Annotated in this window: 18 protein-coding genes and 1 pseudogene; 5 read left to right on the forward strand and 14 right to left on the reverse strand. The window is 38.2% G+C overall.

The genetic code is table 11. From position 1 onward, the window contains the following. Nucleotides 1–326: 326 nt before the first annotated feature. Nucleotides 327–1,304, reverse strand: coding sequence for a virulence RhuM family protein (locus DES38_RS08190; RefSeq protein WP_110251632.1), 978 nt, complete (start codon nt 1,302–1,304; stop codon nt 327–329). A 77-nt stretch (nt 1,305–1,381) separates the two neighbouring features. After that, nucleotides 1,382–1,891, reverse strand: coding sequence for a hypothetical protein (locus DES38_RS08195; RefSeq protein ID WP_110251633.1), 510 nt, complete (start codon nt 1,889–1,891; stop codon nt 1,382–1,384). A gap of 356 nt (nt 1,892–2,247) precedes the next feature. Between DES38_RS08195 and DES38_RS08200 the strand changes: the two genes are divergently transcribed. Both DES38_RS08200 and DES38_RS08205 read left to right on the forward strand, forming a co-directional pair. Continuing rightward, nucleotides 2,248–3,720 carry a MutH/Sau3AI family endonuclease gene (locus tag DES38_RS08200; RefSeq protein WP_110251634.1) on the forward strand — a complete coding sequence of 491 codons (1,473 nt, stop codon included), beginning with the start codon at nt 2,248–2,250 and terminating at the stop codon, nt 3,718–3,720. Between the two features lie 140 nt (nt 3,721–3,860). Next, a pseudogene (locus DES38_RS08205) lies at nt 3,861–4,100 on the forward strand (DNA cytosine methyltransferase); the annotation flags it as partial. Nucleotides 4,101–4,347: 247 nt separating this feature from the next. Here the strand turns inward: DES38_RS08205 and DES38_RS08210 are convergent. The 4 genes from DES38_RS08210 to DES38_RS08225 all read right to left on the reverse strand — a co-directional run bounded on the left by DES38_RS08210 (nt 4,348) and on the right by DES38_RS08225 (nt 9,908). Continuing rightward, the gene (locus DES38_RS08210) at nt 4,348–6,039 is read right to left on the reverse strand and encodes a P-loop NTPase fold protein (RefSeq protein ID WP_146206369.1); all 1,692 of its coding nucleotides are present in this window, start codon (nt 6,037–6,039) and stop codon (nt 4,348–4,350) included. A gap of 359 nt (nt 6,040–6,398) precedes the next feature. Beyond that, entirely contained in the window at nt 6,399–8,009 is a 1,611-nt protein-coding gene (locus DES38_RS08215) for a DUF4435 domain-containing protein (protein WP_110251636.1), read from the reverse strand. Nucleotides 8,010–8,149: 140 nt separating this feature from the next. Beyond that, the gene (rlmH, locus tag DES38_RS08220) at nt 8,150–8,629 is read right to left on the reverse strand and encodes a 23S rRNA (pseudouridine(1915)-N(3))-methyltransferase RlmH (protein WP_110251637.1); all 480 of its coding nucleotides are present in this window, start codon (nt 8,627–8,629) and stop codon (nt 8,150–8,152) included. A gap of 46 nt (nt 8,630–8,675) precedes the next feature. Continuing rightward, nucleotides 8,676–9,908 (reverse strand): Zn-dependent hydrolase, encoded by a 1,233-nt coding sequence (locus DES38_RS08225; RefSeq protein WP_110251638.1) that lies wholly within the window; start codon nt 9,906–9,908, stop codon nt 8,676–8,678. A 399-nt stretch (nt 9,909–10,307) separates the two neighbouring features. On the opposite strand from DES38_RS08225, the gene DES38_RS08230 reads away from it, so the two are divergent. Beyond that, nucleotides 10,308–10,667 carry a Lin0512 family protein gene (locus tag DES38_RS08230; protein ID WP_110251639.1) on the forward strand — a complete coding sequence of 120 codons (360 nt, stop codon included), beginning with the start codon at nt 10,308–10,310 and terminating at the stop codon, nt 10,665–10,667. A 136-nt stretch (nt 10,668–10,803) separates the two neighbouring features. Continuing rightward, nucleotides 10,804–11,808 carry an L-glyceraldehyde 3-phosphate reductase gene (gene mgrA, locus DES38_RS08235; protein WP_110251640.1) on the forward strand — a complete coding sequence of 335 codons (1,005 nt, stop codon included), beginning with the start codon at nt 10,804–10,806 and terminating at the stop codon, nt 11,806–11,808. 326 nt (nt 11,809–12,134) lie between these two features. On the opposite strand, the gene DES38_RS08240 is transcribed toward mgrA, so the two are convergent. From DES38_RS08240 to DES38_RS08275, 8 genes are all read right to left on the reverse strand, one after another. Then, a complete protein-coding gene (locus tag DES38_RS08240; protein ID WP_110251641.1) occupies nt 12,135–13,325 on the reverse strand; it encodes a S1C family serine protease in 1,191 nt (396 codons plus the stop codon). Nucleotides 13,326–13,391: 66 nt separating this feature from the next. Then, nucleotides 13,392–14,189 carry an MBL fold metallo-hydrolase gene (locus DES38_RS08245; protein WP_110251642.1) on the reverse strand — a complete coding sequence of 266 codons (798 nt, stop codon included), beginning with the start codon at nt 14,187–14,189 and terminating at the stop codon, nt 13,392–13,394. Further along, nucleotides 14,186–15,148 carry a two-component system regulatory protein YycI gene (locus DES38_RS08250; protein WP_110251643.1) on the reverse strand — a complete coding sequence of 321 codons (963 nt, stop codon included), beginning with the start codon at nt 15,146–15,148 and terminating at the stop codon, nt 14,186–14,188. Before DES38_RS08250 ends, DES38_RS08245 begins: the two co-directional genes overlap by 4 nt. Then, nucleotides 15,129–16,475 carry a YycH family regulatory protein gene (locus DES38_RS08255; RefSeq protein ID WP_110251644.1) on the reverse strand — a complete coding sequence of 449 codons (1,347 nt, stop codon included), beginning with the start codon at nt 16,473–16,475 and terminating at the stop codon, nt 15,129–15,131. The genes DES38_RS08250 and DES38_RS08255 overlap by 20 nt, the downstream gene beginning before the upstream one ends. A gap of 2 nt (nt 16,476–16,477) precedes the next feature. Next, nucleotides 16,478–18,310, reverse strand: a complete 1,833-nt coding sequence (gene walK, locus DES38_RS08260) for a cell wall metabolism sensor histidine kinase WalK (RefSeq protein WP_110251645.1) — start codon at nt 18,308–18,310, stop codon at nt 16,478–16,480. Nucleotides 18,311–18,314: 4 nt separating this feature from the next. After that, entirely contained in the window at nt 18,315–19,016 is a 702-nt protein-coding gene (yycF, locus tag DES38_RS08265; protein ID WP_110251646.1) for a response regulator YycF, read from the reverse strand. Nucleotides 19,017–19,188: 172 nt separating this feature from the next. After that, nucleotides 19,189–20,661 (reverse strand): LysM peptidoglycan-binding domain-containing M23 family metallopeptidase, encoded by a 1,473-nt coding sequence (locus DES38_RS08270; protein WP_245881989.1) that lies wholly within the window; start codon nt 20,659–20,661, stop codon nt 19,189–19,191. A 452-nt stretch (nt 20,662–21,113) separates the two neighbouring features. Beyond that, on the reverse strand, nt 21,114–22,406 hold the full coding sequence (locus tag DES38_RS08275; protein WP_110251648.1) for an adenylosuccinate synthase: 1,293 nt from the start codon (nt 22,404–22,406) through the stop codon (nt 21,114–21,116). Between the two features lie 349 nt (nt 22,407–22,755). On the opposite strand from DES38_RS08275, the gene DES38_RS08280 reads away from it, so the two are divergent. Beyond that, nucleotides 22,756–23,991 (forward strand): hypothetical protein, encoded by a 1,236-nt coding sequence (locus tag DES38_RS08280; protein WP_110251649.1) that lies wholly within the window; start codon nt 22,756–22,758, stop codon nt 23,989–23,991. Nucleotides 23,992–24,175 lie beyond the last annotated feature (184 nt).

Here is a 24,175-nt window from a genome sequence, read left to right on the forward strand (position 1 = left end):
AGTTTCGTGATAGAATGAAGCATAACAATCACCCCTTTTACTATACTATACCCTGTTTTAAATACCCCTTATCCCCAAAATTGCGTAAGAACCCAAAACTACTTGACGGTTACATCTCTCCCTCGAGTGATTAGTCTCACAAGTTTAACCGACCCTAACGAAACTGTCTAGTTTAGTGTAACCTATCCACCGTATTATTTATTAGCATTAAGGAAAGAAGCGTTTCTTTTGAAGCAAAAACACCTTTTATATACCACTACCTCCCTCTATAAAATAAGTTCATGCGCTGTATATCTTGTACTTTTACTTTTTGGGCTGACTATTCTTTATATATAATATATATCGAAGTCATCATCTGCGGTTTGATTGATTCGGCGCTGATTAAATTTGTTATATTCTTCAATAGCATTTTTTTCAGCAATCGCTCTAGACACCTTACCAGCGTTCTCGAGTATGTCACGATCATTAAATTGTAGAAAGGCATTTAATTTGTCAGTCCAATCTTGCATGTGCATTGGGCGTTGTCGTTCTGCTTGGTCTTCAGCATAGTCTAAATACATCGTCACAATACGATTCAGTGACTTTAATTCCTTTTCAGATAAGTAATTCTTAGCTACTTTCACATCTTTTTTGCGTACTTTATCCCCCGCCCAATTGGTTAAACCCATGTTGTCTTTCTCTGCATCCGCTCTATCTGAAATAAGTTCAGCTGCTGTTTTACCATGAATAGCAAAGTGTAATTTATTTTGAACGGTCGCAAAGAATTGTTGTGTGACCTCTGCGTTACGATCATAATCTACTGAAGTTTCATAAATATCCGTGATTTTTTGATAGAACCGCTTCTCTGATGAACGAATATCTCTAATACGTTCAAGTAATTCATCAAAATAATCTTCTCCAAAGTTACGCATGTCTTTTAGCCGCTCATCATCCATCGTAAATCCTTTAACTAAATATTCATTTAGACGTTCTGTCGCCCACTTTCGAAACTGTGTCCCTCTATGAGAGCGAACGCGGTAACCAATTGCTAGAATCATTTCAAGGTTGTAAAAAGCGACATCACGTTCAACTTCTCTTTTTCCTTCAGTTTGAACTATTCGGTTTTTCCGAATAGTTGCTGCTTCTTCAAGCTCACTTTCGGCATATATATTTTTTATATGCTCATTAATTGTATTAACACTTTTTTGGTAGAGTTCAGCAATGGCTTTTTGACTCATCCAAACTGTTTCATTTTCTAATCTTACATCAATTTTAGTGTGTCCATCTTCAGTTTGATAAATTAAGATATCTGTGCCGTTTCCCATACGCTTCACTCCAATGTAATTTCTTTTAAGAGCTAAATTATAAAATGTAATGATTTTTTAAAATATGTGAAATTGATCTAGGTATTCAAATTCCATAGTGCTTTTAAAGGAAAACTCATGACTAAACAGTGTATATCTTTTATCTTTCCATTCTGTACTGCTTCTGTGATACCAAATTCCACTTGTGCCAACGCAGGAGAATGGGTCAATCGAACATACTCTTCCTTTAGTTCATTATCATCTCCAACCATACTGTCATTCCAATCACGGATTAAATGACAGACTATCCGGTACGAACCGGGGAAGCCTAGCTTTTCTAACTGTTCGAAGATAATCTTGTTATTTCTTCTCAACTTTTTCTTCAGCGCACGATCTTCCATGAGCCAGTCTGATACGATTTCTCCCCATTCTTCTTCATACATCATTCCACGTTTTACAGTGGTCGTTTCGACAGGCAGTTGGTCTTCATCTGCGTATTTTCTGACTGTTGACCAGCAGAAACCAGTCCTTTTTGAGATTTCATTGATCGATAGTGATTTAATATTTCTTAGTTTTTTGATATGATTGACTTCAGGCTTTGCCAGCATCCTTTCACTTCCTCCACCATTATTGATTAGACACCCTTAACGGTAAGGGTTATTGATTGGGCTGGCAACCCTTTTTTCTTTATGCAACTTTCTAAGATTTTCATTGCAATACTATCTACTTTTATTTTGCACTAAACATTCCTTTAATTTCTAACTAAATTGTCCCCTCTTCATGCAGAGTACCTATAAAAAGTAAAGCAAACAAACATAGCCCTAAAAAACACTTCCATGTAGTATTTGTGGCTACTTAAGGTTACCCATTAAATTAATTTTCAAGCTTTTTCAGACGATATAATGAATAAAAAGAATAAATGCAGTATCATTTACCTAGAACTTAAAAAAGGAGCCTTCTAATCATGGCCTTACATAAATTCACACGAAATAAATTAGATACCATTTTAAGCAATGTTGTTGGAAAAACACTTGGTGAAACTGATGTAAATAATGTTTTTGCTCGTACCATTACTCACCCAAAGATTACCGGAATCGCAGGTGACGTCGTAGAGCGCTCGATTTTAGGTTATCCATCTGATCAAGATAAGAATCCAGATTTAATTGTTGATGGGATTGAAACAGAGTTAAAAACAACAGGAATTCGAAAACCTAAGCGGAAAAGTGACTTGGTTTTTGAAGCAAAAGAACCTATGACAATTACTGCTGTTTCTCCTCACTCTATTACAGAAGAAGAGTTTGAAACATCTAGCTTTTGGCATAAATCAGAGCATTTGTTATTGGTTTACTACCATTATGATTCTCCAGAAACTGTACCGGCTGCTGAGTATGCAAACTTTTTAATCAAAGGCTATCACTTTCACGAATTTTCCAGTGAAGATAAGGAGATTCTAAAGAATGACTGGCTCATTGTACGAGATTTTATTCAATCTTTGAAAGATTCATACGAAAACCCACAAGATGAGTATTCACGTATTTCTTCGGATCTTAAGAAAAAGCTAATGCTTATCGATACTGCTCCTAAATGGCCTAATCGCCCACGTTTTAGATTAAAACGAGCAACGGTTTCTACAATTGCACAGAAACATTTTGGAGCAAAATTCGAAAAGTTAGATGAAACATATTCAACATTTAGAAATCTTGATGATGAATTACATCGACTTACAAAACAATATAAAAATAAAACTGTTCGAGAGTTAATAAACAAATTAGGTATTACTATAAATATTAATGCTGGAGGTGATGTTTCTAAAAGCGTCACTGAGCAAATCATCGTCAAGATGTTTGGTGGGGAAGCAAAAAAATTAAGTAAAATCGAGTTGTTTAGCAAAATTGGTATTATCCCTAAAACAATCGTTCAAACAGTAAATGGATTTCGTACAGAAGATATGAAATTGTTCCAGATTGACTTTGAAGAGTGGACAAATCCAGATACACTTTTTGAAGACTCATTTGTATATAATTTTTTTAATGGTCAACAATTTCTTTGCATCATTTTTGAGGAGCCTTCAACAGATGCAAAATTATTAGACAATAAATTCATCGGCTTTAAGCGCCTAGCAATAGATGAAAGTGTTCTAGAAAACGATATTAAAAATGTATGGGAAGAAATAAGAGATTTAGTTAATAATAATAAGCTTATTGAAGAGCCCGTTTTAGATAAAAAAAATAATCAACGAATAACCCCAAAAACAAAAATACCAATGACAGCACCTAACTTTCCAAAGGCAAAAGATTATAACTTTTTTGTACGTGGTTCTGGTACTGATGCATTAAAAAAACCATTATTACTCAATGGTATCAGTATGTATTCGCAATATTTCTGGATGAAAGGCGACGTTGCCGTATCTATGCTGAAAGGCATTGATTTCATCTAAGTCATTTTGTAGGTTCTGCATTGTCTTTTTTGATAAAATTAATATTCATTTGACCTAAATAAACATTGTTACTATAAAAGTGTTGATCTTTTTATCCCATTTTTAATATAATGGATACAATGAAAGAGCGATAATAATTTATGAATAAAAAAATAAATGTAGTCGAACTTTTTGCTTGCGTTGGTGGTTTTCGTGTTGGACTTGAAAAAGCTGATAAAGAGCTCTTCCATACCGTTTGGGGAAATCAATGGGAACCTTCGAAAAAAGTGCAAGATGCTTTTGATTGCTATAACACGCACTTCCCTTCGAGCATCAATTGTAATGATGACGTTGGTAAAGTAGCGAATAAAAAATTTGAGGATATGAACATTGATTTATTAGTCGGTGGCTTCCTAGAAGGCCAAGTTAATCGATTGAAAACAATTAAACGCATGTTGTATGGGAGAGCAAGTTTCCCTCTCTTACGTCTAAGAATGCTCTATCAACCATAATTTCAAAAAATAAACGAACTCATATTTGTTGAGCGCATGTATTATTCCCAAAATTGCGTAAGAGCCACATTTCAGTTGACAAATACACTCTAAGTTTATTAATCTTAACTTTATATAATTTGTAAAGCTAAACTACCTACAAATATTGTTTAATTAAATGTCGCAATCGATATTTAAATATTTCATCTGAGTGTTTGTCAATTTCTCGCTCAAAGTATTCACGTGCATCCAACACAAGAGAAGTTTTTACTCCTTTGTCTATTTCTACAATAAATTGAAATATATTATGACAGTAGGTCCAGTGATATTCAGTTATTTCTCCAAATGGAAAAGGTAGAAACCATTTATTTTTTTGCATCTCTTCTACTACAATATCTTTCTCTTCATCATTTAACTTATTAAAAAAACCAATAAATTCAACTGTTACATTTATTTCTTCATTAGTCAAATGTAGTTTGTTGGCATTATTGACCATGATTAATACAAGGTTATTTATATAATTACTTCTTGCTTTGTCCTGTAACTTTAAGATAACTTCATTTATAAATTTGGACTCTCTTCTCACAAAATGCTCGAAATAAGTAGTATCGTAATTATCGAAATCATATTTATTAGTCATCCAATCGACTACTTCATCAACTTTATAATTTAAGCCAATTTCTGTTTTCTCCGTGATGGTTGCCAATTCATCTAGTCTTTGCAAGAAATTTTTAAAAGATATATCTTGATTTATGTTGCAAATAAAAATAGAAAAATCACCACTCTCCATCGCTAGTTCTTTTTCAGACATAAACAGAGGATATTTTAACTCTACATACGAATTAACCAGTTTGGCTTCGTCGTTAAATCGATTTATAGAAAACTCTCCAGTTGAAAACCAATCTAATATAACTGATACAAAATTATACATCATACTATTTTTTAAAGCTCGTTTTAAAATATAGTGCCATATATAATTTGGAATTTTTTCTTCGGAATCATATGCTTCGTAAAATGACTTCCTACTTTTTTCATCAATATCAGTTAATGGTTCCATATTCCCCTTAAGATCCACTTCAAATAAAACAATAGAAAAACAGATTTTGTATATATCTTCTTTACTGATTCTATCGTTTAATACACTAACAGGTATTTCATTTAATACTTCTTTTATAAATAAATTTGCTTTCTCTAACGTACGCAAATTTTTTAGTTTATTCTCTTGATAAATATCTTGAATAGCTAACCAGATATCGTCACCCATTATTTTCTGAGGTGCATCTTTGGAATATGTAGAAATTTTGTAAATGCGATCAAGAGATTTTTCAGCATATTCTTCAAATTGTTTTTTAGTTTCATTTGAAAAATTATCTGATGAGGCTACTAGAACGACTTTAATCCCTTCCCTTTTTGTAATGGTATCTACAAAACCAAATACTTCTTTAATATTAAAATCATCTTGTTTTCTCTCTAAATCGTCTATAATGATAGTTATGTTTGAGGTGCTTTCCAATTCTGCTTGTACATTTTTAAACATATCGGCTATTAATGGTATTGAAACATTAAATCCAAATTGAGAATAATTAATTTTACCTATTTTATTTAATATTTTATTAAATTTTACTTTATCTTCGGGTATTAAGAGATAGTAAAGTTCTTGATAAATAGTATTTATATCTCTTTTACCAAATAAAGAAATATAATAAACATTTTCTTTATCATTAGTTGATTCCAAGATATATTTTGTTTTTCCAATACCCCATTTACCATCAAACATTATTTTTTGGTACGGTAAAACATCAAGTTTGTTCATGACTTTGATAATTTTTTGGGCTTCTATTTTAATCACCTCTTAACAATTTGATTTACTACAATAAACACTAATAAGAGACAAATAAATAAATATTAAAAATTAACTTTAGAAATCTCTTACCAAACAATTTGCAAAATCTTCAATCATTTATATTAGGAATAAAATGATTGATACTATCCGTGGTCACATTTTCATCAGATATGAGTTCAGTAAAAATTTCCAAGTTTATTGTCATTCTTTCTATTTTTACTCCTCAATTAAAAAACCTCATTTACTTATGGTACGGTTCACCGAACTAGTTCTAAGCACATGGTTGAATTTGAAAATAAAATTCATATCATAATATAAATACAATAACCTACTTCAATATAACACAGGAGTAGGATTGGGATTATTTACCTTTCTATCAAGGAGATGTACTTCTCCATCCCTGCTCTTAACACTTCTCCCTCACTACTACTTTCTTTAAGAACATCTTTAATAAAATTCATGTAGTTCTTATTATTAAGACCACACTTTTCTGCTACTCTAGATTGTGGAATCAAACCCTTAAAATTAAATACCTTAATAATATTGTTATAGTCTTCTTCTTTTAAATATTGATTAAATAATTCATAAATCACTTTATATATTGTTTCATTTGAATTTTGTTCGAAAAAATTTTTAAAATTTATGTTAAATTCTTCGAAATTATTATGTTTAATATCTAATTGTTGAATAGTCTTTTTTCTTATAGAATAAGTTGCATATTGATAGGCTTGTTTTTCAAGCTCCTTTTCAAATAGCTTAATAACGCTATTCTTAACCTCATGAAAGACTTTTTCAGAATCTTTTCTTAATATCGTAGCAACAGCTTTCACTACTTCCTCAACAATAAATAAGTTTTCTACTTCTGCTACTTGAGGGATAAAAATTTGTTTCTCAGCATAAGTTTGAATTTCCTCTTCTGTTCTTCTATCCCTATCAATTATTCCTTTAGCTGTAAGATTATGAAAATGTGAAAGGTCATTAAAAGCTTTAGTAGTTTCTATAACCTTTTCACAGCTACCTATAGGAACAATTGTATATTCCTTAAACAAATATTGATATAAATGATAATCAATACTTGATTTATCTCCTTCTATAAACAATATAGGGTTTCTACTACCTATGATTTCCAAGTAAGCTTCACTAGGAATATTATCTTCATCACCAATTACATCATAATCCCAAACTTCATTACCTTCGTAAGATTTAATCCATATTATTTTTGAATTGTTTCTTGTAATGGCAAAATCTATATCATGAGTTAGAAAGACTAATTTACAATCCTTTCTAACCATTTCTATACTATCCCATAGCTTTTTAATTATAGATGTATGTAAATGATTCTCTGGTTCATCAATGATAATTATAGAATTTTCAGGTGCACAAACAACCTCACCTATAAAGTAAAATACAAGTCTTTCACCATCACTCATTTCAGAAGCGTTGTATATATCATCAGTTTTATCTACTGGAGAAACTTCAATTGTTCCTGCCCTTTTTCTCAATTTTCTATGAGGTAGAACACTTTCCCATATATTTTGAATTATATCTAACTTTGTTTTAGGTTTTTTTGTTTCTTTACCATCTTCATATGAATCTTTAAATTCTACTGATGCTTCATACTCCTCGGTATGGAGTAATGTTAAAAGCTTTTCAAAATCATTAAGTAAAAATGTAGCTGGATTATTACCCCATCTACCATTTCTTTTTCCAATATTCCTTAACCACTCTTTATTATCATTTGTTGTACCATATAAAAACTCCTCTAATGCTTTATCTATTGTAGTAGGTCTAATTTCTTTTGGCATTGTTAAGGATTTTTGTGCTGAAATTCTATGCACATTTTGAATGTTTTTCTCAAGCCAGACACTTAATCGTGTTTTTCCAGAACCGTTAGCCCCAAGTAGGACAATTGACTTAAATTCATCATATTCAATACTAATAGGTGCTTTATCTTTCCTTTGTGGTAATGTAAACATTATTTTCTACCTACCTCAATAGTTATTATCAAATATCTTTTATAAAGAATATTACTTATTATTTTATTTGATAGAACTATTTTATCACAAATTATTATGGCTAATTAAAAGTATTTTCAGTTTATTTTAATAACTTTGTCCTACTTATGGTACGGCTCATTCCGATTAATCCTAAATGACCGGTAGATCTGTTCGAGTAACACTAGACGCATCAATTGATGAGGAAGCGTCATCTTCGAGAATGACAAAGCAAAGTTACTCCGCTTCATGACTGCTTCACTTAAACCCAGTGAACCCCCAATGATAAAGGCTAGTTTACTTTTACCATGAAGGGCAAGATAATCAATCTCTTTGGCTAATTGTTCTGACGTGAGTTGTTTTCCTTTAATCTCTAGTGTGATGACATGGGTGTCATCAGTAATTTTATGTAAGATACGCTCGCCTTCTTTATTCTTAATGCCATCCATATCTTTCTCGCTTAAATGCTCCGGTGCTTTCTCATCAGGAACTTCGATTAGCTCTAACTGACAATACGCACCTAGTCGTTTCTTGTATTCATCAATTCCTTGCTTTAAATACTTTTCTTTCAACTTACCGACACTAATGACTTTAATCTGCATAGGCGACTCCTTTATTGTGCTGCGTTTATTGTTGACTGTGTTTAAGTTAACTGAACGTTTCTGGGTCAAGACTCTGTACCGCTTGATAGAGCACTTCTGCTGCTGTGACCACATCTTCATCTGCGATGGTTTCATCCGGCCGGTGGCTATGCCCATCTTTCGTTCGGACAAATAGTAAGCCGCTAGGCATCACGCTTGCCATATGCATCGCGTCATGACCAGCACCGCTTGATAGGGTTGTTGCTTTAAATCCAGACTGTTCAATGGCGCTTGATAACAGTGCCATGACCCGTTCATCCATTTTTACAGGTGGTGCTATATCTAACGGTGTCCGTTTCACTTTTACACCGGTCTTTTCTTCAAGGCGCACCATTGCTTGTTCGATCCGTGTCTCTAAGGCTATCAAGGTTTCTTCGTCGAGTGCCCGTGCGTCAACTGAGAAGGTGACAGCTTCAGGAATCACGTTAATGCTGCCTGGGTCGACCTTGATTTGACCGAAGGTCAGCACTGCATCAGGTATCGTTCTGACCCACTCATCTAACTCGAGCATGAACCGACTTGCGGCAATCAGTGGATCCGTCCGGTCCGCCATCGGGGTGGCACCGGCATGACCCGCCTCACCCGTTACCATGATTTCATACCAACGGAGGCCAACAATCCCCGCAACTACCCCGACCGGTAAAGCTTGTTTTTCCAACACTTTCCCCTGTTCAATATGCACTTCCAAATAAGCTAAATACTCATCTGGGTTCAGCTGCACTTCTTGCATCCGCTCCGGTTGATAGCCTTCCAGGACCATCGCTTGTTCTAAACTGAGACCATTCATATCGGTTGCCTCGAGTTCCTGCTTTTCCAATTGACCAATCGCAGCCCTTGAACCAATCATCCCTGTTTTAAATCGAGCGCCTTCCTCATCAGTGAAGGCGACCACTTCAAGATGAAACGGTAACGTTTGTTGATTCGCTTTAAAGGTCCGTAACAACTCGAGCCCAGTTAATACACCAAGGGCGCCATCGTACTTGCCGCCATGAATGACTGAATCTATATGCGAGCCAATAAGTACCGTTTTCAGCGTGTCATCGTGCTGTTCGTAACGCATGTACAAATTACCGACCGCATCTTCTCGCACGATTAAATCACTCACGAGTGCTTGATCTTTTAAGTACTGCTTCGCTTTTTGTTCATTTTGTGTGAAACTTAAACGTGTCACCCCTGGTGTCTGATCCGTAAACGTGGCCAGTGCCTCAATATCATCAAGTAGTCGTTGCTTATTTATCATCTCATCACCTCATTGATCCAAGTTATTGTGTTCCGACAGATACATTTCTTTCCTTATATTATAACGGTTTCTTTCGCTTAAATCATGCCTTTCTCTAAATTCGTTCGTCATAAACCCCTTGCCGGTTCAATCATGTTAGCTGTTACCTTCTTTAGCACCGGCATGAAGGTGTTAATTTTCAGTGCTCAGATTGATATAAAGTTAGTGTCGACGTGCGATTTAATTTTTTACGTTCGCTTGTACTTGTTGCTACAACAACCTCAATGAGAAAACACATTAACCCTATTTAGTAAAAACGGTTACATTTCTCGATGTTTATTGCTTTAGAAACGTGGTAAACTTAATAGGTAAAGCTAAATATTTCCCCGGAAATAATTCTAACAACTGAGGTGAAGCTAATTGGAAAAAATCATTTTTATTGAAACAGGTGTCGGTATCGATACCCACGGCCAAGATGTGACAAAGGCTAGTGTCCGTGCAGTCATTAATGCCGTCCATTATAATTCAATGCCGGGCATTAAAGCTTATTTACCGGAACAATCGTTACACAATATGAAAGTAAATGTCGTCCTCGGTGTTCCAACTGATGCGACCGAGGTTGATGTTGATGCGATTAAAGCGGAAATTCCTTATGGCGAGGTAACGGTTGAAATTGTTCAAGGTGGATTACAAACAACCAGCGGAATTTTCTTAGAAGAACAACAAGACCAAAACGATTTAATGTATATCGTTAATGCTGCTGTGCAGGTCGGTTACTAAGATTAGAATGTGCGACAGCCCTAAGTTTAAAAAACAGGGCTACATTTACCGATGAACCCTGTCGATTTCAGTTCATCGCACTTTACTTGATAGGATCGACCAAATGAGCAAGCGATTCTTTAGGAGGATACGAGCAATGACATACAGACCAAGTGACAAACGTTACGAAACAATGACTTACAACCGTGTTGGTAATTCTGGTTTAAAATTACCAGCCATTTCTTTAGGGTTATGGAACAACTTCGGGGAGCCCGATTCTTTTGAGAATCAACGACAAATGCTAACGCGTGCGTTTGATTTAGGCATTACCCACTTTGATTTAGCCAATAACTACGGGCCACCAGCCGGTGCGGCGGAAGAAAACTTTGGTCGGATACTTAAGAAAGATTTTAATGGTTACCGAGATGAACTTGTTATTTCAAGTAAGGCTGGCTTTCACATGTGGGACGGGCCCTACGGCGATTGGGGCTCTAAGAAATATTTAGTCTCCAGTCTTGATCAGTCGTTATCTCGCATGGGCTTAGATTATGTCGATATCTTTTATCATCATCGTCCTGATCCTGATACACCACTCGAAGAAACGATGCAGGCGCTTGACTTGATTGTCAAACAAGGAAAAGCACTGTATGTGGGGATTTCAAACTATGACGCCAACCAAACAGCCGCAGCCATTAAACTTTTAAAGGCACAAAAGACACCGTTCATTATTCATCAAGCATCGTATTCCATGTTAAACCGTTGGGTTGAAGAGGGATTGACCGATGTTTTAGATGATGCGGGTGCTGGCGCGATTGCCTTTGTTCCGCTTGCCCAAGGGTTGCTTACCAATAAGTACTTACACGGTGTTCCCGAGGATTCTCGAGCGAAAAAATCACATATTCCGTTCCTAAGTGAAGGAGATATTAAGGAAGACGTCTTAAATAAAGTCGTTAAATTAAACGAGGTCGCAAGACATCGCGACCAATCCCTTGCCCAAATGGCACTTGCTTGGGTTTTACGTAAACAAACCGTCGCAAGTGCACTGATTGGTGCAAGCAAGGTGAGTCAAATTGAAGAAAACGTCAAAACACTTGATCGCTTAGCCTTTCATGCGGATGAGTTAGCGGCCATTGATTCGATATTAAAAACGAACCAATCATAAGTTTGTGAATAACAGTCACCTACTGAGGTGGCTGTTATTTTATCCACAAGGTTATCCACGAGCTGCTCGTTTTTCAATTATGCACAGGTTGTTACCCGATTGCCCACAGCTTTTCCACAGTTATTTACCTAAATTTTACCTTAGCTTCATCATTGCTTTACCATTCATTAATTTATTTAGTGTTCGAATGTGTGTTCTACACCATATCTAGCGAGTTACTCACAACATTATCAACAGCTTGTTGATAACTTTGCTTGTTTATACACAAAAAACAGCTGTTCTCCCCAGCAACTCGTGGAAAACAACTGTTTTGTGTACAAACTGGCTTATTCTTGTGTGGATAACTCAACTGATGTGGTCATTTCTTCTTGATCACGGTAGTAAGTGACCTCCATCGTCTCACCCGGCGCTTTCTCGCTATACAAATATTGGCGTAACGCTATCATTGAATTAACATCGGTCTCATCAAGTTTAACGATGACATCATTCTGTTGTAATCCGGCGTTAGCTGCCGGTGAACCCTCAACAACGCGTTCTAGATAAACCCCGTCCCTCACCGCTTCCGGCAAGTTAAACCGACTCTCGCGATCTGTTTCGGTTAAGGTGGCTAATGGATAAGCTTCAATACCTAAGAAGGCCCGATTCATTTGACCGTCTGCTTCAAGCTGATCAATAACCGGAATGGCTTCATTAATCGGTATCGTAAAGCCAATCCCCTCGATACTTGACTCGGCAATCTTCATCGAATTAATGCCAATCAACTCACCATGCCGATTCACTAGTGCCCCACCACTGTTGCCAGGGTTAATCGCCGCGTCTGTTTGCATCACCATCACTTGCCAGTCAACCAGACCGTCACGACTTAAATCAACGGGAATCATTCGGTCTTTGCCGCTGATGATCCCTTTTGTAACCGAACCTGATAAGTCAAGGCCGAGGGGATTGCCAATCGCTAAGACATCCTCACCGACGCGAGCCGCCTCTGAATCACCAAAGGAAATCACTGCTTCCACGTACTGACTGTCAACAGTGACGACCGCCAGGTCGGTAAAGACATCTTCACCGATTAAGGTCGCATCTAGGCGTTCACCGTTTGATAACACAACCGTGAGTTCAGTCGCACCCTCAATCACATGTTGATTGGTAATGATGTAGGCGGTACCTTCGGTTTGTTTATAAATAACACCCGAACCCGTCCCCCCTGTTTGTTCACCTAAGAGAAAGGCGTTGCCACGGTTGTTCTCAATCCCAACAACGGTGGGCATGACGCGTTCAACAATATCGGTAATGTTTCCCGTTAACGACAGGATGCTCTGATGGTTCGTCTGTTTTGTTGGTGTCACCGTGGCTTCTCGGGTGAGGTGATAAGGCAAGAAACCTTGGTCTATAATAAACGGTAAGAGCACCGCAAACATAAATGCACCAGCAATAAAGGCCAGTAACAGTGCTAAAAGCTTATGTTCTCTTCGTTTGTAACGGTAACGCTTTTTCCTTGTCCCATCGTCAAAGTAAACCATCTCATCTCCTCATTTCCTCATGGTGATCTATTGCTGATTGTTTCTGTTATCTATCACAACGCTTGACTACTTTAAATGATGCAAGGTCGTGGCCACGCTTGGATCGGTATCATGAATGGTTAACCCGTGATTGATTGGGAAGTCTTTCTCCAGCAGGTGTTGTTCGACTGCCATCCGCGCTAAATCTTTCATGTTGTTATCTTTACTTAAATGAGCGAGATAGATGCGCTTCGTTTTATCCGTGATGATGTCTTCAAGGGCAATCGCACAATCTTCATTGGAGACGTGACCACTATCGCCTAAAATCCGGCGCTTCACACTCCACGGGTAACGTCCCATTTGCAGCATTGAGACGTCGTGGTTGGCTTCAAACACTAAAGCGTCTGAATCTTCGACCGTCTTCTTAATTCGGTCGGAGACGTAGCCTAAATCCGTGACAAGCGACACCTTCTTTCCTTCATGATGAAAGGTATAAAACATCGGCTCCGCGGCATCATGACTTACGCCAAAGGATTCGACATCCATGCCATTAAAGCTTTGCACATCCTCCATGTTGAAGGTGAACTTCTGATCAAGCGTCAATTTCCCTAGCTTGTCGTCCATCGCCTGCCACGTTTTTGCATTTGCATAAATCGGTAAATTGTAACGACGGGCAAAAATTCCTAGTCCCTTAATATGGTCACTATGTTCATGAGTGACTAAGATGCGGGACAGCTCACTTGGGTTTACGTTAATTTCTCCCAATAAGCGTTCCAGTTGTTTGCCACTTAAACCGGCATCCACCAAAATCTTTTCTTTTTCTGTTCCAATATAAAACGCATTGCCTGTACTTCCTGAGGCAAGTACTGAGTAACTTAATGTCATTCTGATTCCACCTCAGCTAATTTTTGATAGAGTGCAACAAACGGTTGTCTGATGACACTAATGATTTCTGAATCTTCTTCTCTATCTTCATCAATATTGTAATAACTAAATGCACGTGTGCTTGACATGTTTAGTTGATCAATCAATTGTTCAAGCGTGTCTGCAATAAAGTCTGTTTGTCTCGGGTAGTCGTGACCCTCAACCGCGTTGACGTAATAGTCTTCATTCTCGTTGACTTCAATTTGCCAGGTCGGGTTCAGCAATTGTTCACCGTTAGGCAAAGAAGCTAAGTTATGAAAGCCTAGTTGGACGTCAGTAATCGTATCATTTGTTTCTAATGCACTTGAATTATGATAGAGACGATAGACCGCATCATATTGTTGGATCAATGTTTGTTCTTGTGGTTCTTCTTCGTCTTCTTCAATCTGGTCCAACCGTGTTTGTGTGTACTGGGTCATTTCCATTTGGTCATTGAGTTGTATGAAGAGAACCGCATTCGGATTATAAAAAATCGGATACTCATACTGTTGGAAAAAAACGAGTAGTCCCGGTCCTTCTAAATAATCAAAGAATTGATAGGTCTGACCACGAAAAACATGCTCGTTGACCAGCGTTTGTAAATTTTCTGTGTCGGTTGGGTCAATGGGAATCGGCGCAGTAAACCGGCTGTACAAATGAAAATCATTGACGACAATGGCTTCTTGGTTGACTAACGTCGCTGATAGCGCCGGCTCTACCTCATTGTAATTAAAATTCTCTACGTAAAGGAGCGGGGCAGTGAATGATTCTGTTGACAGTGACTCAAGCCCATTAATGTTCAGTTCTAACTCTTCTTCTTTTGATGCCTCTGGAATAAAAGACAGTTCTTCTTCTTGGCGGTCAACCAACTGTTTAATTAAGAACACATTCAAGACCAGAAAACAAATAATAAATAACGCCTTAATTTGGCCCCATTGCACGACTGACCCCTCCTTCCTCATCAACTGGCTCTACGAGTGGGGTAAACCCGTGAATCCCTCGGACATACCACGTCGGTGTTAAGGCATAGACTTGCCCTTGTCCCGTTGAAGGTTCAGTAAAGCGGTAACCAAGGACAACATCATAGATGGCCGTTCCTTGGTAATTAGGCCCTTGTAAGATCTCAATCACTTCTTCAGCGGTCGGTAGCTCCGTTAACGTCTGACCGACACCACGCTGATCTAATAAGACAATCAATGGGTGTTTATATTGGTATAAACTCTGATTATGCCAATGAACGGCTATCTCTGCTAGCTCTTGCTCATAAAAAATTGGCGTATTGCGATAGGTTAAGTGATAACTGACTTCACTTTGGAGTGAGGTTTGTTGAATTTGATTTAATCGGTAGCCAAACGGCTCACTAAAGGTAAACCCTAAATGCGCATTTAAATAACTTTGAACTTGATCAAACAATTGATACGCCGTTAGTTCACGTTCCACTTCTTTTTGTTCATTGGTCAGATTAGTAAATTGAATATGTTTACTATCAATGACCATCTCTCTTGTCCCATCAATTAAGTTTGTGTCCCCACCAATCGTATACGCGCTTCGAACAATCGCTGGATTACTAAACAGTAAATTTTGAAAGGCATCGGTGTCTAAATCGGTATAAGAAAACAGCAAGACTTGCTTCGTCGTTTCTTCGGGTAAATAAATTTCCGTGCCGCGACTGCCTTCAAACACTTGATAGCTACGTAACCCTTCTTCTTGATTAAATAGGTTCATAAATGTTTGATAATTTTGATCAAAGTTTTGCGCGTTTGCGGCGATCACGGTATCGGTCTGATCATTTTTAAACAAGACTTGATAGACATCGTGATCTTCTAAGACAATGATGCGGTTAAAACCGGCTTCAGGTACGTAGGTTTCTTGGTCAACATCAAACAAATCATAAATCACATACGATGGGAGTTCGGTTTGAAAGACAATCTCAATCCGATTTTCAACCTCTTGAAACCAGTTGTTACTAAAGGTTAACACCGAAAAATTATACAAGGACAACGCTCTAAAGCGTTGATAAAAGTCAGTGGAAAGCGCCTCGTCATTAAAACCAATCGGGCTCGGAAAATCGCTATGGCGGGCAATCATATGGGTCGGGGTAATGACTTCACTTTTATTGAGACGCTCTCCACCCCTGAGTTCTGCATCAATTAATGCTTCTTCTTCGCGGTTAACCTGATAGTCTGATTGGTTACTCCATAAAGCATAGGTTAATAATAAACTTGAGGTGATTAATGAAATGAGTATGATTGATTTTAATTGTTCCATACTTATCGGTTCCCCTCTCGTTTACGGGCAATCAATGGCAAGGTAAAGAACACCTTCGTCCCTTTACCCTCGGTAGATTCTGCCCAAATCTGACCATGGTGATTTTGAATGATTTCCTTCGCAATCGCCAGGCCGAGTCCGGTTCCGCCTAGTTGACGGGAACGGGCTTGGTCAGCACGGTAAAAGCGATCGAAAATTTTATCCAATTTATCGGGCGCAATCCCCGGGCCTTGATCGTGAATCATCACTTTAATCCGGTTGCGTTCGCGTTGCACCTTAAAGCGAATCACCCCATCTTTCGGTGAATACTTCAGGGCATTCGACATCACGTTATCGACCACTTGGATGATTTTATCTTTATCCATCCAAAGAAAGATACTATCACGTGGGATCGAACGATCAATCCGGGTCGTTTCTTCTTTATTCATCTCAAATCGGTCCAGAATATGATGGAAAAACGGCACGACATTGACGCGCTCTTTAACCATATCCTGTTCTTGATGATCCATTTTTGAAAGTTGGAGTAGGTCATTGACCAAACGAATCATCCGCTCCGTTTCATTTTGCGTCACTTCTAAGAACTGCGGTGCAATATCAGGGTTTTCCCAGGCGCCATCGGTCAATGCCTCTAAATAGCTCCGCATCGTTGTTAGTGGCGTGCGTAATTCATGGGAAACATTTGAAACAAATTGACGACGTTCCTGTTCAACTTTCTCTTCTTCCGTCACATCACTAATTACCGTAATGAGACCAGCGAAGCGTTCGTATTCATCGGTAACAATCGTGAAATTTGCTCGCAGTAAAAAGAACTGTTCATCATCGCTCATATCGATTGTTACTGAACCGGAGTCTTGCACATCCATCATATCGACGGTTGATTCATCAATGTCTAACACTTTAAAGATCGATTCACCTTTTAATTGTTCAAAACTTTTACTTAATAAGACCGCTGCTGGCTCATTCATCAAACTAATCTCTCCGTGTTCGTTTGTCGCGATTACACCATCAGACATGTTTGATAGAACCGAGCTCAGTTTCCGTCGTTCTTCTTCGGTTGTTAAATTTGCAATTTTAATTTTTTCTTTCATATCGTTAAAGGTATCGGCCAATTGACCAATTTCATCGACGCCATACACATTGACCTTCTGTGAGAAATCACCTTCTGCCATGACTTGTGCTTGTTCACGCATCTCGGTAATGGGTTTGGTAATTGCTCTTGCGACCAAAATCCCTACTAAGGCAGAAATCGCAATCGCAATCAAGGTTCCATTTAAAAAGATTTGATTAATGTTCGACAGTTGTTCGTAGACCTCTTCCATCGAGGCTTCTAAATAGACCGCTCCAACGACTTCACCTTCGTTATTATTCACAGGCACAATCCGGATTAAATGACGTTCCCCTGAGGTTGAAGTCCGTTCAACCGAGCGGACCGGTGTTCCGGATAAAATAACGGAACGCACCCGGCTCTCACCGGTGACTAGTTTACCAATATCCGTTGTTTGCGTATTCGTACCCACAATCCGAAACTGACGATCAACCACTTGCAGACGGGAATAATTATCATTCTGACCGTAAACACTCAAGACCCCGGCTACTTCCTGTTCAATCGTTGGGCTTGAGGTTTCATCACTACGTTCTGCCGTTAAGGCTTCTCTTACGTTATACTGTAAAACATCTAAGCGCTCATCAATGGTTTCCTCAAAACTATCTTTTAAATCGGTTTCCAGTCGTTGGGCAAAATAGGCACCAATCACTTGAATCGCAAGCAATAGTAAAAGGATCATAATGGCGATTATTTTCCACTGGATGGACTGAAAAAAACTGACCTTCTTCATCGCACTACTCCTGTTCAGGATTTCTTAAATAATAACCGACACCACGGCGGGTGATCAGCCAAAGCGGGTGACTTGGTGTGTCTTCGATTTTTTCACGTAAGCGTCTAACCGTTACATCAACGGTTCTCACATCACCATAATAGTCATAGCCCCAAACGGTCTCTAATAAATGTTCCCGGGTCATAACTTGACCCATGTGACGCGCTAAGTAGTGCAAGAGTTCAAACTCACGGTGTGTTAAATCAACCGCTTTTCCCTCTTTGGTTACACTATACGCATCCGGATGGATTGTTAAACTCCCGACCTTAATATCTTTAGATAGGTTTTGATTTTCTACGGGTTGTTGTTGGCGCCTTAGGTTTGCCTTAACTCGCGCAATGACTTCGCGGTTACTAAACGGTTTCGTTACATAATCATCCGCACCAAGTTCTAATCCTAATACTTTATCAATTTCTGAGTCTTTGGCTGTCAGCATGATAATTGGCATGCTGTGTGTTTTACGAACCTCACGGCAGACCTCATTACCATCCAATTTCGGTAACATAATATCAAGCAAGAGTAAATCTGGATTTTCTTGATGCGTCAGCTCGACCGCCTCGTCACCATCATAGGCACAGATGACTTCATATCCCTCTTTTTCAAGATTAAATTTCAATATATCAGCAATTGGTTTTTCATCATCGACTACAAGAATTTTATAGACCATTGTAAAACCTCCTTTAGTTCACTGTTAAAGATACAGTTAGCTCCATTTTACCTTACTTCTACTCAAATGAAAAATAGTTAGAAAGATAACTTAACGTTTATCCTTTTCTATAAGATAAGAAAAACCTCTACTGCTTTCACAATAGAGGTTTCAATGGTTATTTAATTGGTTGTTAGTTTAATACTGCAGCTGGATTAATGGTTGATCCATTTTTCATCACTTCAAAATGTAAGTGAATCCCTGTTGAACGACCTGTTGATCCCATTTGACCTAAGACAGTGCCTCTTGGTACCGATTGACCAACATTAACACTGATTGAAGAAAGGTGCGCATACAATGTTTTATAACCGTTGTTGTGGTTTACGACAAGGTAGTGACCGTATCCACCGGCATTATAGCTAATTCTTTCTACTGTGCCGTTATCTGAAGCTAAAATATTACGATTTGATGGGCGGGCAATATCAATGCCTTTGTGGAATGATCCCCAACGCGGGCCGTATGAACTTGATTGATAACCACCAACTGCTGGCCAAGAAAAGCTACCCGTTCCACGTGAAGGAACAACTTTCGTACCTTTTTCAGTTATTTCTGTGACCGGTTCTTTTGTAATGGTTTCTTCGATAACTTCTTTCGCTGTTACTTTACCATTTACAAGCGCTAGTTTATAATCAACATCTTTCGTGCCATCTGCACCTTCTTGCTTCGTGCGTGAATCACCTTTATATAATGCATCTGTTTCTTCTACTTTTGCATCGTGTTTAATTACTTCTTCGACGTGCTTCTCTTGTTCAACAATCACATCGACGAATGATGCATAATCTGTGACATTTAATTGATCATCGATTGCTAAAATACTTTCTTCAGTTAAACCATCGTTTAAAGCAAATAGTTCGTCTTTAGTTAAGTTGTATTGTGTTGCGATGCCATTTACTGTGTCACCTGAAACAACGGTGTGTAATTTATCTTCTAGCGTGCCTTTTTCCAAAATACGTAACCCTTGTTCAGTGTTTAGTAGCTCATCTTCAGTAATCACCACATCGTTTGTTGCAGTTGCTTCTGACAAGCGAATATCAAGGTATGTTGTGTTGTCAATAACTAACGTTTCCTCTTCTTTTGCTTCGAATTGATCAATGATATCTTCATCGACAAATTTTGCTTTGTATTGCTTGATTAATGTATCAACCGCTTCACTGTTCTTAAAGTATCCAACAGATTTTTCACCGATCATTAATTCTGTTGAGCGAACACCCAGTTCCATTACTTCTTCGAGCGTTGAAATGGTTTCTTCATTATCAACATCAGCAACGAATACGCGCTCTTCTACAACATTTAAGGTTTGTTTTAAACCATAACGTAATGCTTGTTTAGCTTCATCAGCTTCTGCTTGTGTTGCACTGTCAGCTTCTTTTCTTTCAATTGCATCGTTAACCGCTGCAGTTACCAAAGCTTCGTCATCAACATCGCCAATGTGTTGATCATCTAAATAGATATGGTAGACATTATCTAATGTTAGTTCCTCTTCAGCGTAAGCAACACGTGAATCTGTGTTTAACATACCTAAAATCAGGGTAATTACAAAAGTAGCGAAGAGAAGCAACAATATATTATTTTTAGTGAATAGTTGTGATAAGCGTTGTGACATCATTAAATCCTCCTAGGACTATAGGTTGTGTGTCTTTTTCCGACTATTGTATCTTATCACATTTAAAATCAAGAAAGAAACCCCTTTAATCAATCTGTAACATAACTGTATCATAGCACCCATTTTATAACATGGGTATTTTTGTCTGCGTCTTTTCCTTTTCCGCCATAAACACGGTAACGCCAGCTTTATCAAGCCGTGAACATGTTTTTTATCCTGAAAAATTGCCGTACACAATTTCTACATATATTACGAAAGCCGCACACACTTCCATTGAGTTTCCACTTATATTACATTGTTTTACCACAACTTTATGTCTTTGTTCTGTTCCATTGCTTGCCCTTCCTTAAGTTGAGCAGCAGCCTTCCTTTCTATGCAATCAAACAACAGCCCTGTGGTTTAGAAATTAAACCACAGGGCTGTTGTTATAGAAAGCAATTTTTGCGTATGATTCTTTAAACGACACGATAGACGTTTTTTACAACGTTTGTTTGTGTGCGGTCCGGTCCGACTGAAAAGATTGATAACGGAATCCCAGTCAGTTGGCTAACACGCTCTAAATAATGACGAGCATTCGCAGGTAATTCATCTAGTGATTTCACACCCGTAATGTCTTCCGTCCACCCTGGTAAGGTCTCATAGACTGGCTCGCATTCAGCTAATACTTTAAGACTCGCCGGGAATTCTCTGATTTCTTCACCTTTATAACGGTAGGCCACACAGATTTTAAGTGTTTCAATTCCCGTTAGGACATCGATTGAGTTGAGTGATAGATCCGTTATACCACTTACACGACGTGCATGAGCAACAACAACACTATCAAACCAACCAACGCGACGTGCGCGCCCAGTCGTTGTGCCATATTCATGACCGACTTCACGGATTTTATCACCAATCGCGTTATTCAGTTCCGTCGGGAAAGGACCATCACCCACACGGGTGGTGTAGGCTTTTGAAACCCCAACGACACGCGTGATTTTTGATGGACCAACACCTGAACCAATGGTTACCCCGCCGGCAACTGGGTTTGATGAGGTTACAAATGGGTAGGTCCCTTGATCAATATCAAGCATAACCCCTTGAGCACCTTCAAATAAGACGCGTTTCCCCGCATCAATCGCATCGTTTAAGACCACAGATGTATCGACAACATAATCACGAATTTGTTGACCAAATTGATAATAGGCTTCAAAGATATCATCAAAATTAAGCGCATCTGACTCATACATTTTTGTAAACCAACGGTTTTTTTCCGTTAAATTACGTCTTAATTTATCTTCAAATACATCTTTATCAAGCAAGTCAGCAATACGAATACCTACACGCGCTGCTTTGTCCATGTAACATGGGCCAATCCCTTTTTTCGTTGTACCGATTTTGTTGTCCCCTTTTTGTTCTTCTTCTAGAATATCTTGTTTAATATGATACGGTAAAATGACGTGAGCGCGGTTACTAATCCGCAGCTGTTTTGTTTCCACATCACGCTCTTTTAAATACGCTAATTCTTCAACGATTGCTTTGGGATCAATAACCATGCCGTTTCCTAATACACTTACTTTTTCTTGAAAAAAGATTCCGGAAGGAATCAAGTGCAATTTGTAAGTAATCCCATCAAATTTAATCGTATGACCGGCATTGTTACCGCCTTGGTAACGCGCCACTACCTCGGCATCTTGTGATAGAAAATCGGTAATCTTACCTTTCCCTTCGTCGCCCCACTGTGTTCCAACAACTACTACTGCTGTCAAATCAAGCACCTCCACTTAAAATACGTTCGTTTTATTTGTTTTAATATGTTTTGTTCGTTTTTTAATCATTATCCTCTGATGATTCTACCACTTTAAGCAGAAGACATCAATGAAAAACGAACGTAAATATAAATCGATCTAAAATTAATATGAATTTGCTCGTTTTTATATATAATCATTTGCCCAACTAAAATGATTGACGTGTTAAAATAGAAACTAACGACATGCTAAACACTTACGAAACAATCATGGCTGACGGCTTAAAGTGACGAAAGTTGGCCTTTTAAGTCACAAATCGATGATTCATTACATCACTCACTGGCACTGACCATTAGGAGGAGAACGAACCATGGAAAATTGGAGTTACTATAAACGACTCGGTACCACAGCTAAAATTTCACAAGCACGTCTTGAAGAAAAATATTTGGCTGCCGTTAGTGCGCATCCAAAAGAGACAGAACCAGAAAATTATGCACTTATCACGGAAGCTTATCATACCTTGCGTGACCCAGAAACAAGACAACAGTATGATATTATTAAAGATTACAATTTTGATCCAAACAAACTCTTTTATGCTGCTATCAGCACATATAAACGAGGCGACCATGGACAAGGTGACCTGTTGCTTCATGCGTTACTTAACCAGTTCCAACTCAGTATGATGACCTTAACCTCGTTTATCGATGAAGCCGTTGCGGAGGAACAATTCGATATTTTGCCCGTCATTCAGCATTACGCACTTCATCGTTCCCACTTAGATAAGGAGAGTACCGCTATCATTTGTAGTGTGCTTGCTGTTAACTTCTTAGATTATGAATACTATGATGAAGTCATGACGATTGGGAAGATTCTTCGAGAGACGTACCCGGAATACCTTAACTTAGCTGCTGTTTCACTAACGCTGGCCTATATCCATGAAGACCAATATGACACAGCTGTAGAAATCCTTAAACAAGCCTTACCAGAAGCTAATCAAGAAACACAATTGGATATTCAAGTGCTCTTACTCTGGTTACGACTGCTGATTGAAGAAGAAGAATGGTCGAAGCTTCCGAAAGTGGTCGCACAAACGAAAAAGGCAATCAAGTCAATTACTGATCCAATGTATACTGAATTGACCTATGATAACTTAACTGAAGAATATGATTATTATTATAATGAACATTTGTTTAAAGCAGCTGAAGTTTTCTTACAACTTTTGGCGACCTTAACGAACAATCAAGATCCAGAGATCTGGCAAGGGTTAACTGACATTAAACATAAAATTAAGCTTGAAAATGAAATCGAGCGCATTGCAGAAGATGACCAACTCTTCCCACTTGTTACTCGTGACGCGCTGAATTATTACTTCACTGGCGTGGTGCCAGAAAAAGAATTAGCTTTGATGAATGATCTAGGGTTACCTCCAGCGCTTAAGCAAGAGTTCGAACAAGATATCGAAGGATACGCGGCTGGGATCTTACATTTAAAGCGTAAGTTTCCGAGCATATATAAAGCCTATCAAGACAAGTGGGATTCACGATTCGATCAACTGACTGCCGGTCTCTCTAGAGACCAGCGCCGGCGTCTAACAAAGAAAAAATGACCTGACAGTTAACAGGCTTTCGTCGCTTAGATGGATGAACCCGCTGACCGGATAAAAGCTTTTGCCTTTTGACTACAGGTAGCGCAACGATTGAGGTCATAAAGAAATATATTCAGAAGTAAGGAAACACCCACACAGAAAGCTGGTGTCCCGTATGGAACACCTGTCGACAGGAACCTTAGGC

Origin of the sequence: Streptohalobacillus salinus (assembly GCF_003201605.1) — a bacterium.
In the GTDB taxonomy this organism is placed as follows: Bacteria; Bacillota; Bacilli; order Bacillales; family Amphibacillaceae; genus Streptohalobacillus; species Streptohalobacillus salinus.

What these genes read in the sequence shown, in the direction of transcription:
- DES38_RS08255 (WP_110251644.1), bottom strand. Translation starts at nt 16,475, where the DNA reads ATGGAACAATTAAAATCAATCATACTCATTTCATTAATCACCTCAAGT.
- DES38_RS08240 (WP_110251641.1), bottom strand. Translation starts at nt 13,325, where the DNA reads ATGGTTTACTTTGACGATGGGACAAGGAAAAAGCGTTACCGTTACAAA.
- yycF (WP_110251646.1), bottom strand. Translation starts at nt 19,016, where the DNA reads ATGGTCTATAAAATTCTTGTAGTCGATGATGAAAAACCAATTGCTGAT.
- walK (WP_110251645.1), bottom strand. Translation starts at nt 18,310, where the DNA reads ATGAAGAAGGTCAGTTTTTTTCAGTCCATCCAGTGGAAAATAATCGCC.
- DES38_RS08225 (WP_110251638.1), bottom strand. Translation starts at nt 9,908, where the DNA reads ATGATAAATAAGCAACGACTACTTGATGATATTGAGGCACTGGCCACG.
- rlmH (WP_110251637.1), bottom strand. Translation starts at nt 8,629, where the DNA reads ATGCAGATTAAAGTCATTAGTGTCGGTAAGTTGAAAGAAAAGTATTTA.
- DES38_RS08245 (WP_110251642.1), bottom strand. Translation starts at nt 14,189, where the DNA reads ATGACATTAAGTTACTCAGTACTTGCCTCAGGAAGTACAGGCAATGCG.
- DES38_RS08200 (WP_110251634.1), top strand. Translation starts at nt 2,248, where the DNA reads ATGGCCTTACATAAATTCACACGAAATAAATTAGATACCATTTTAAGC.
- mgrA (WP_110251640.1), top strand. Translation starts at nt 10,804, where the DNA reads ATGACATACAGACCAAGTGACAAACGTTACGAAACAATGACTTACAAC.
- DES38_RS08270 (WP_245881989.1), bottom strand. Translation starts at nt 20,661, where the DNA reads ATGATGTCACAACGCTTATCACAACTATTCACTAAAAATAATATATTG.
- DES38_RS08215 (WP_110251636.1), bottom strand. Translation starts at nt 8,009, where the DNA reads ATGTTTACATTACCACAAAGGAAAGATAAAGCACCTATTAGTATTGAA.
- DES38_RS08280 (WP_110251649.1), top strand. Translation starts at nt 22,756, where the DNA reads ATGGAAAATTGGAGTTACTATAAACGACTCGGTACCACAGCTAAAATT.
- DES38_RS08190 (WP_110251632.1), bottom strand. Translation starts at nt 1,304, where the DNA reads ATGGGAAACGGCACAGATATCTTAATTTATCAAACTGAAGATGGACAC.
- DES38_RS08195 (WP_110251633.1), bottom strand. Translation starts at nt 1,891, where the DNA reads ATGCTGGCAAAGCCTGAAGTCAATCATATCAAAAAACTAAGAAATATT.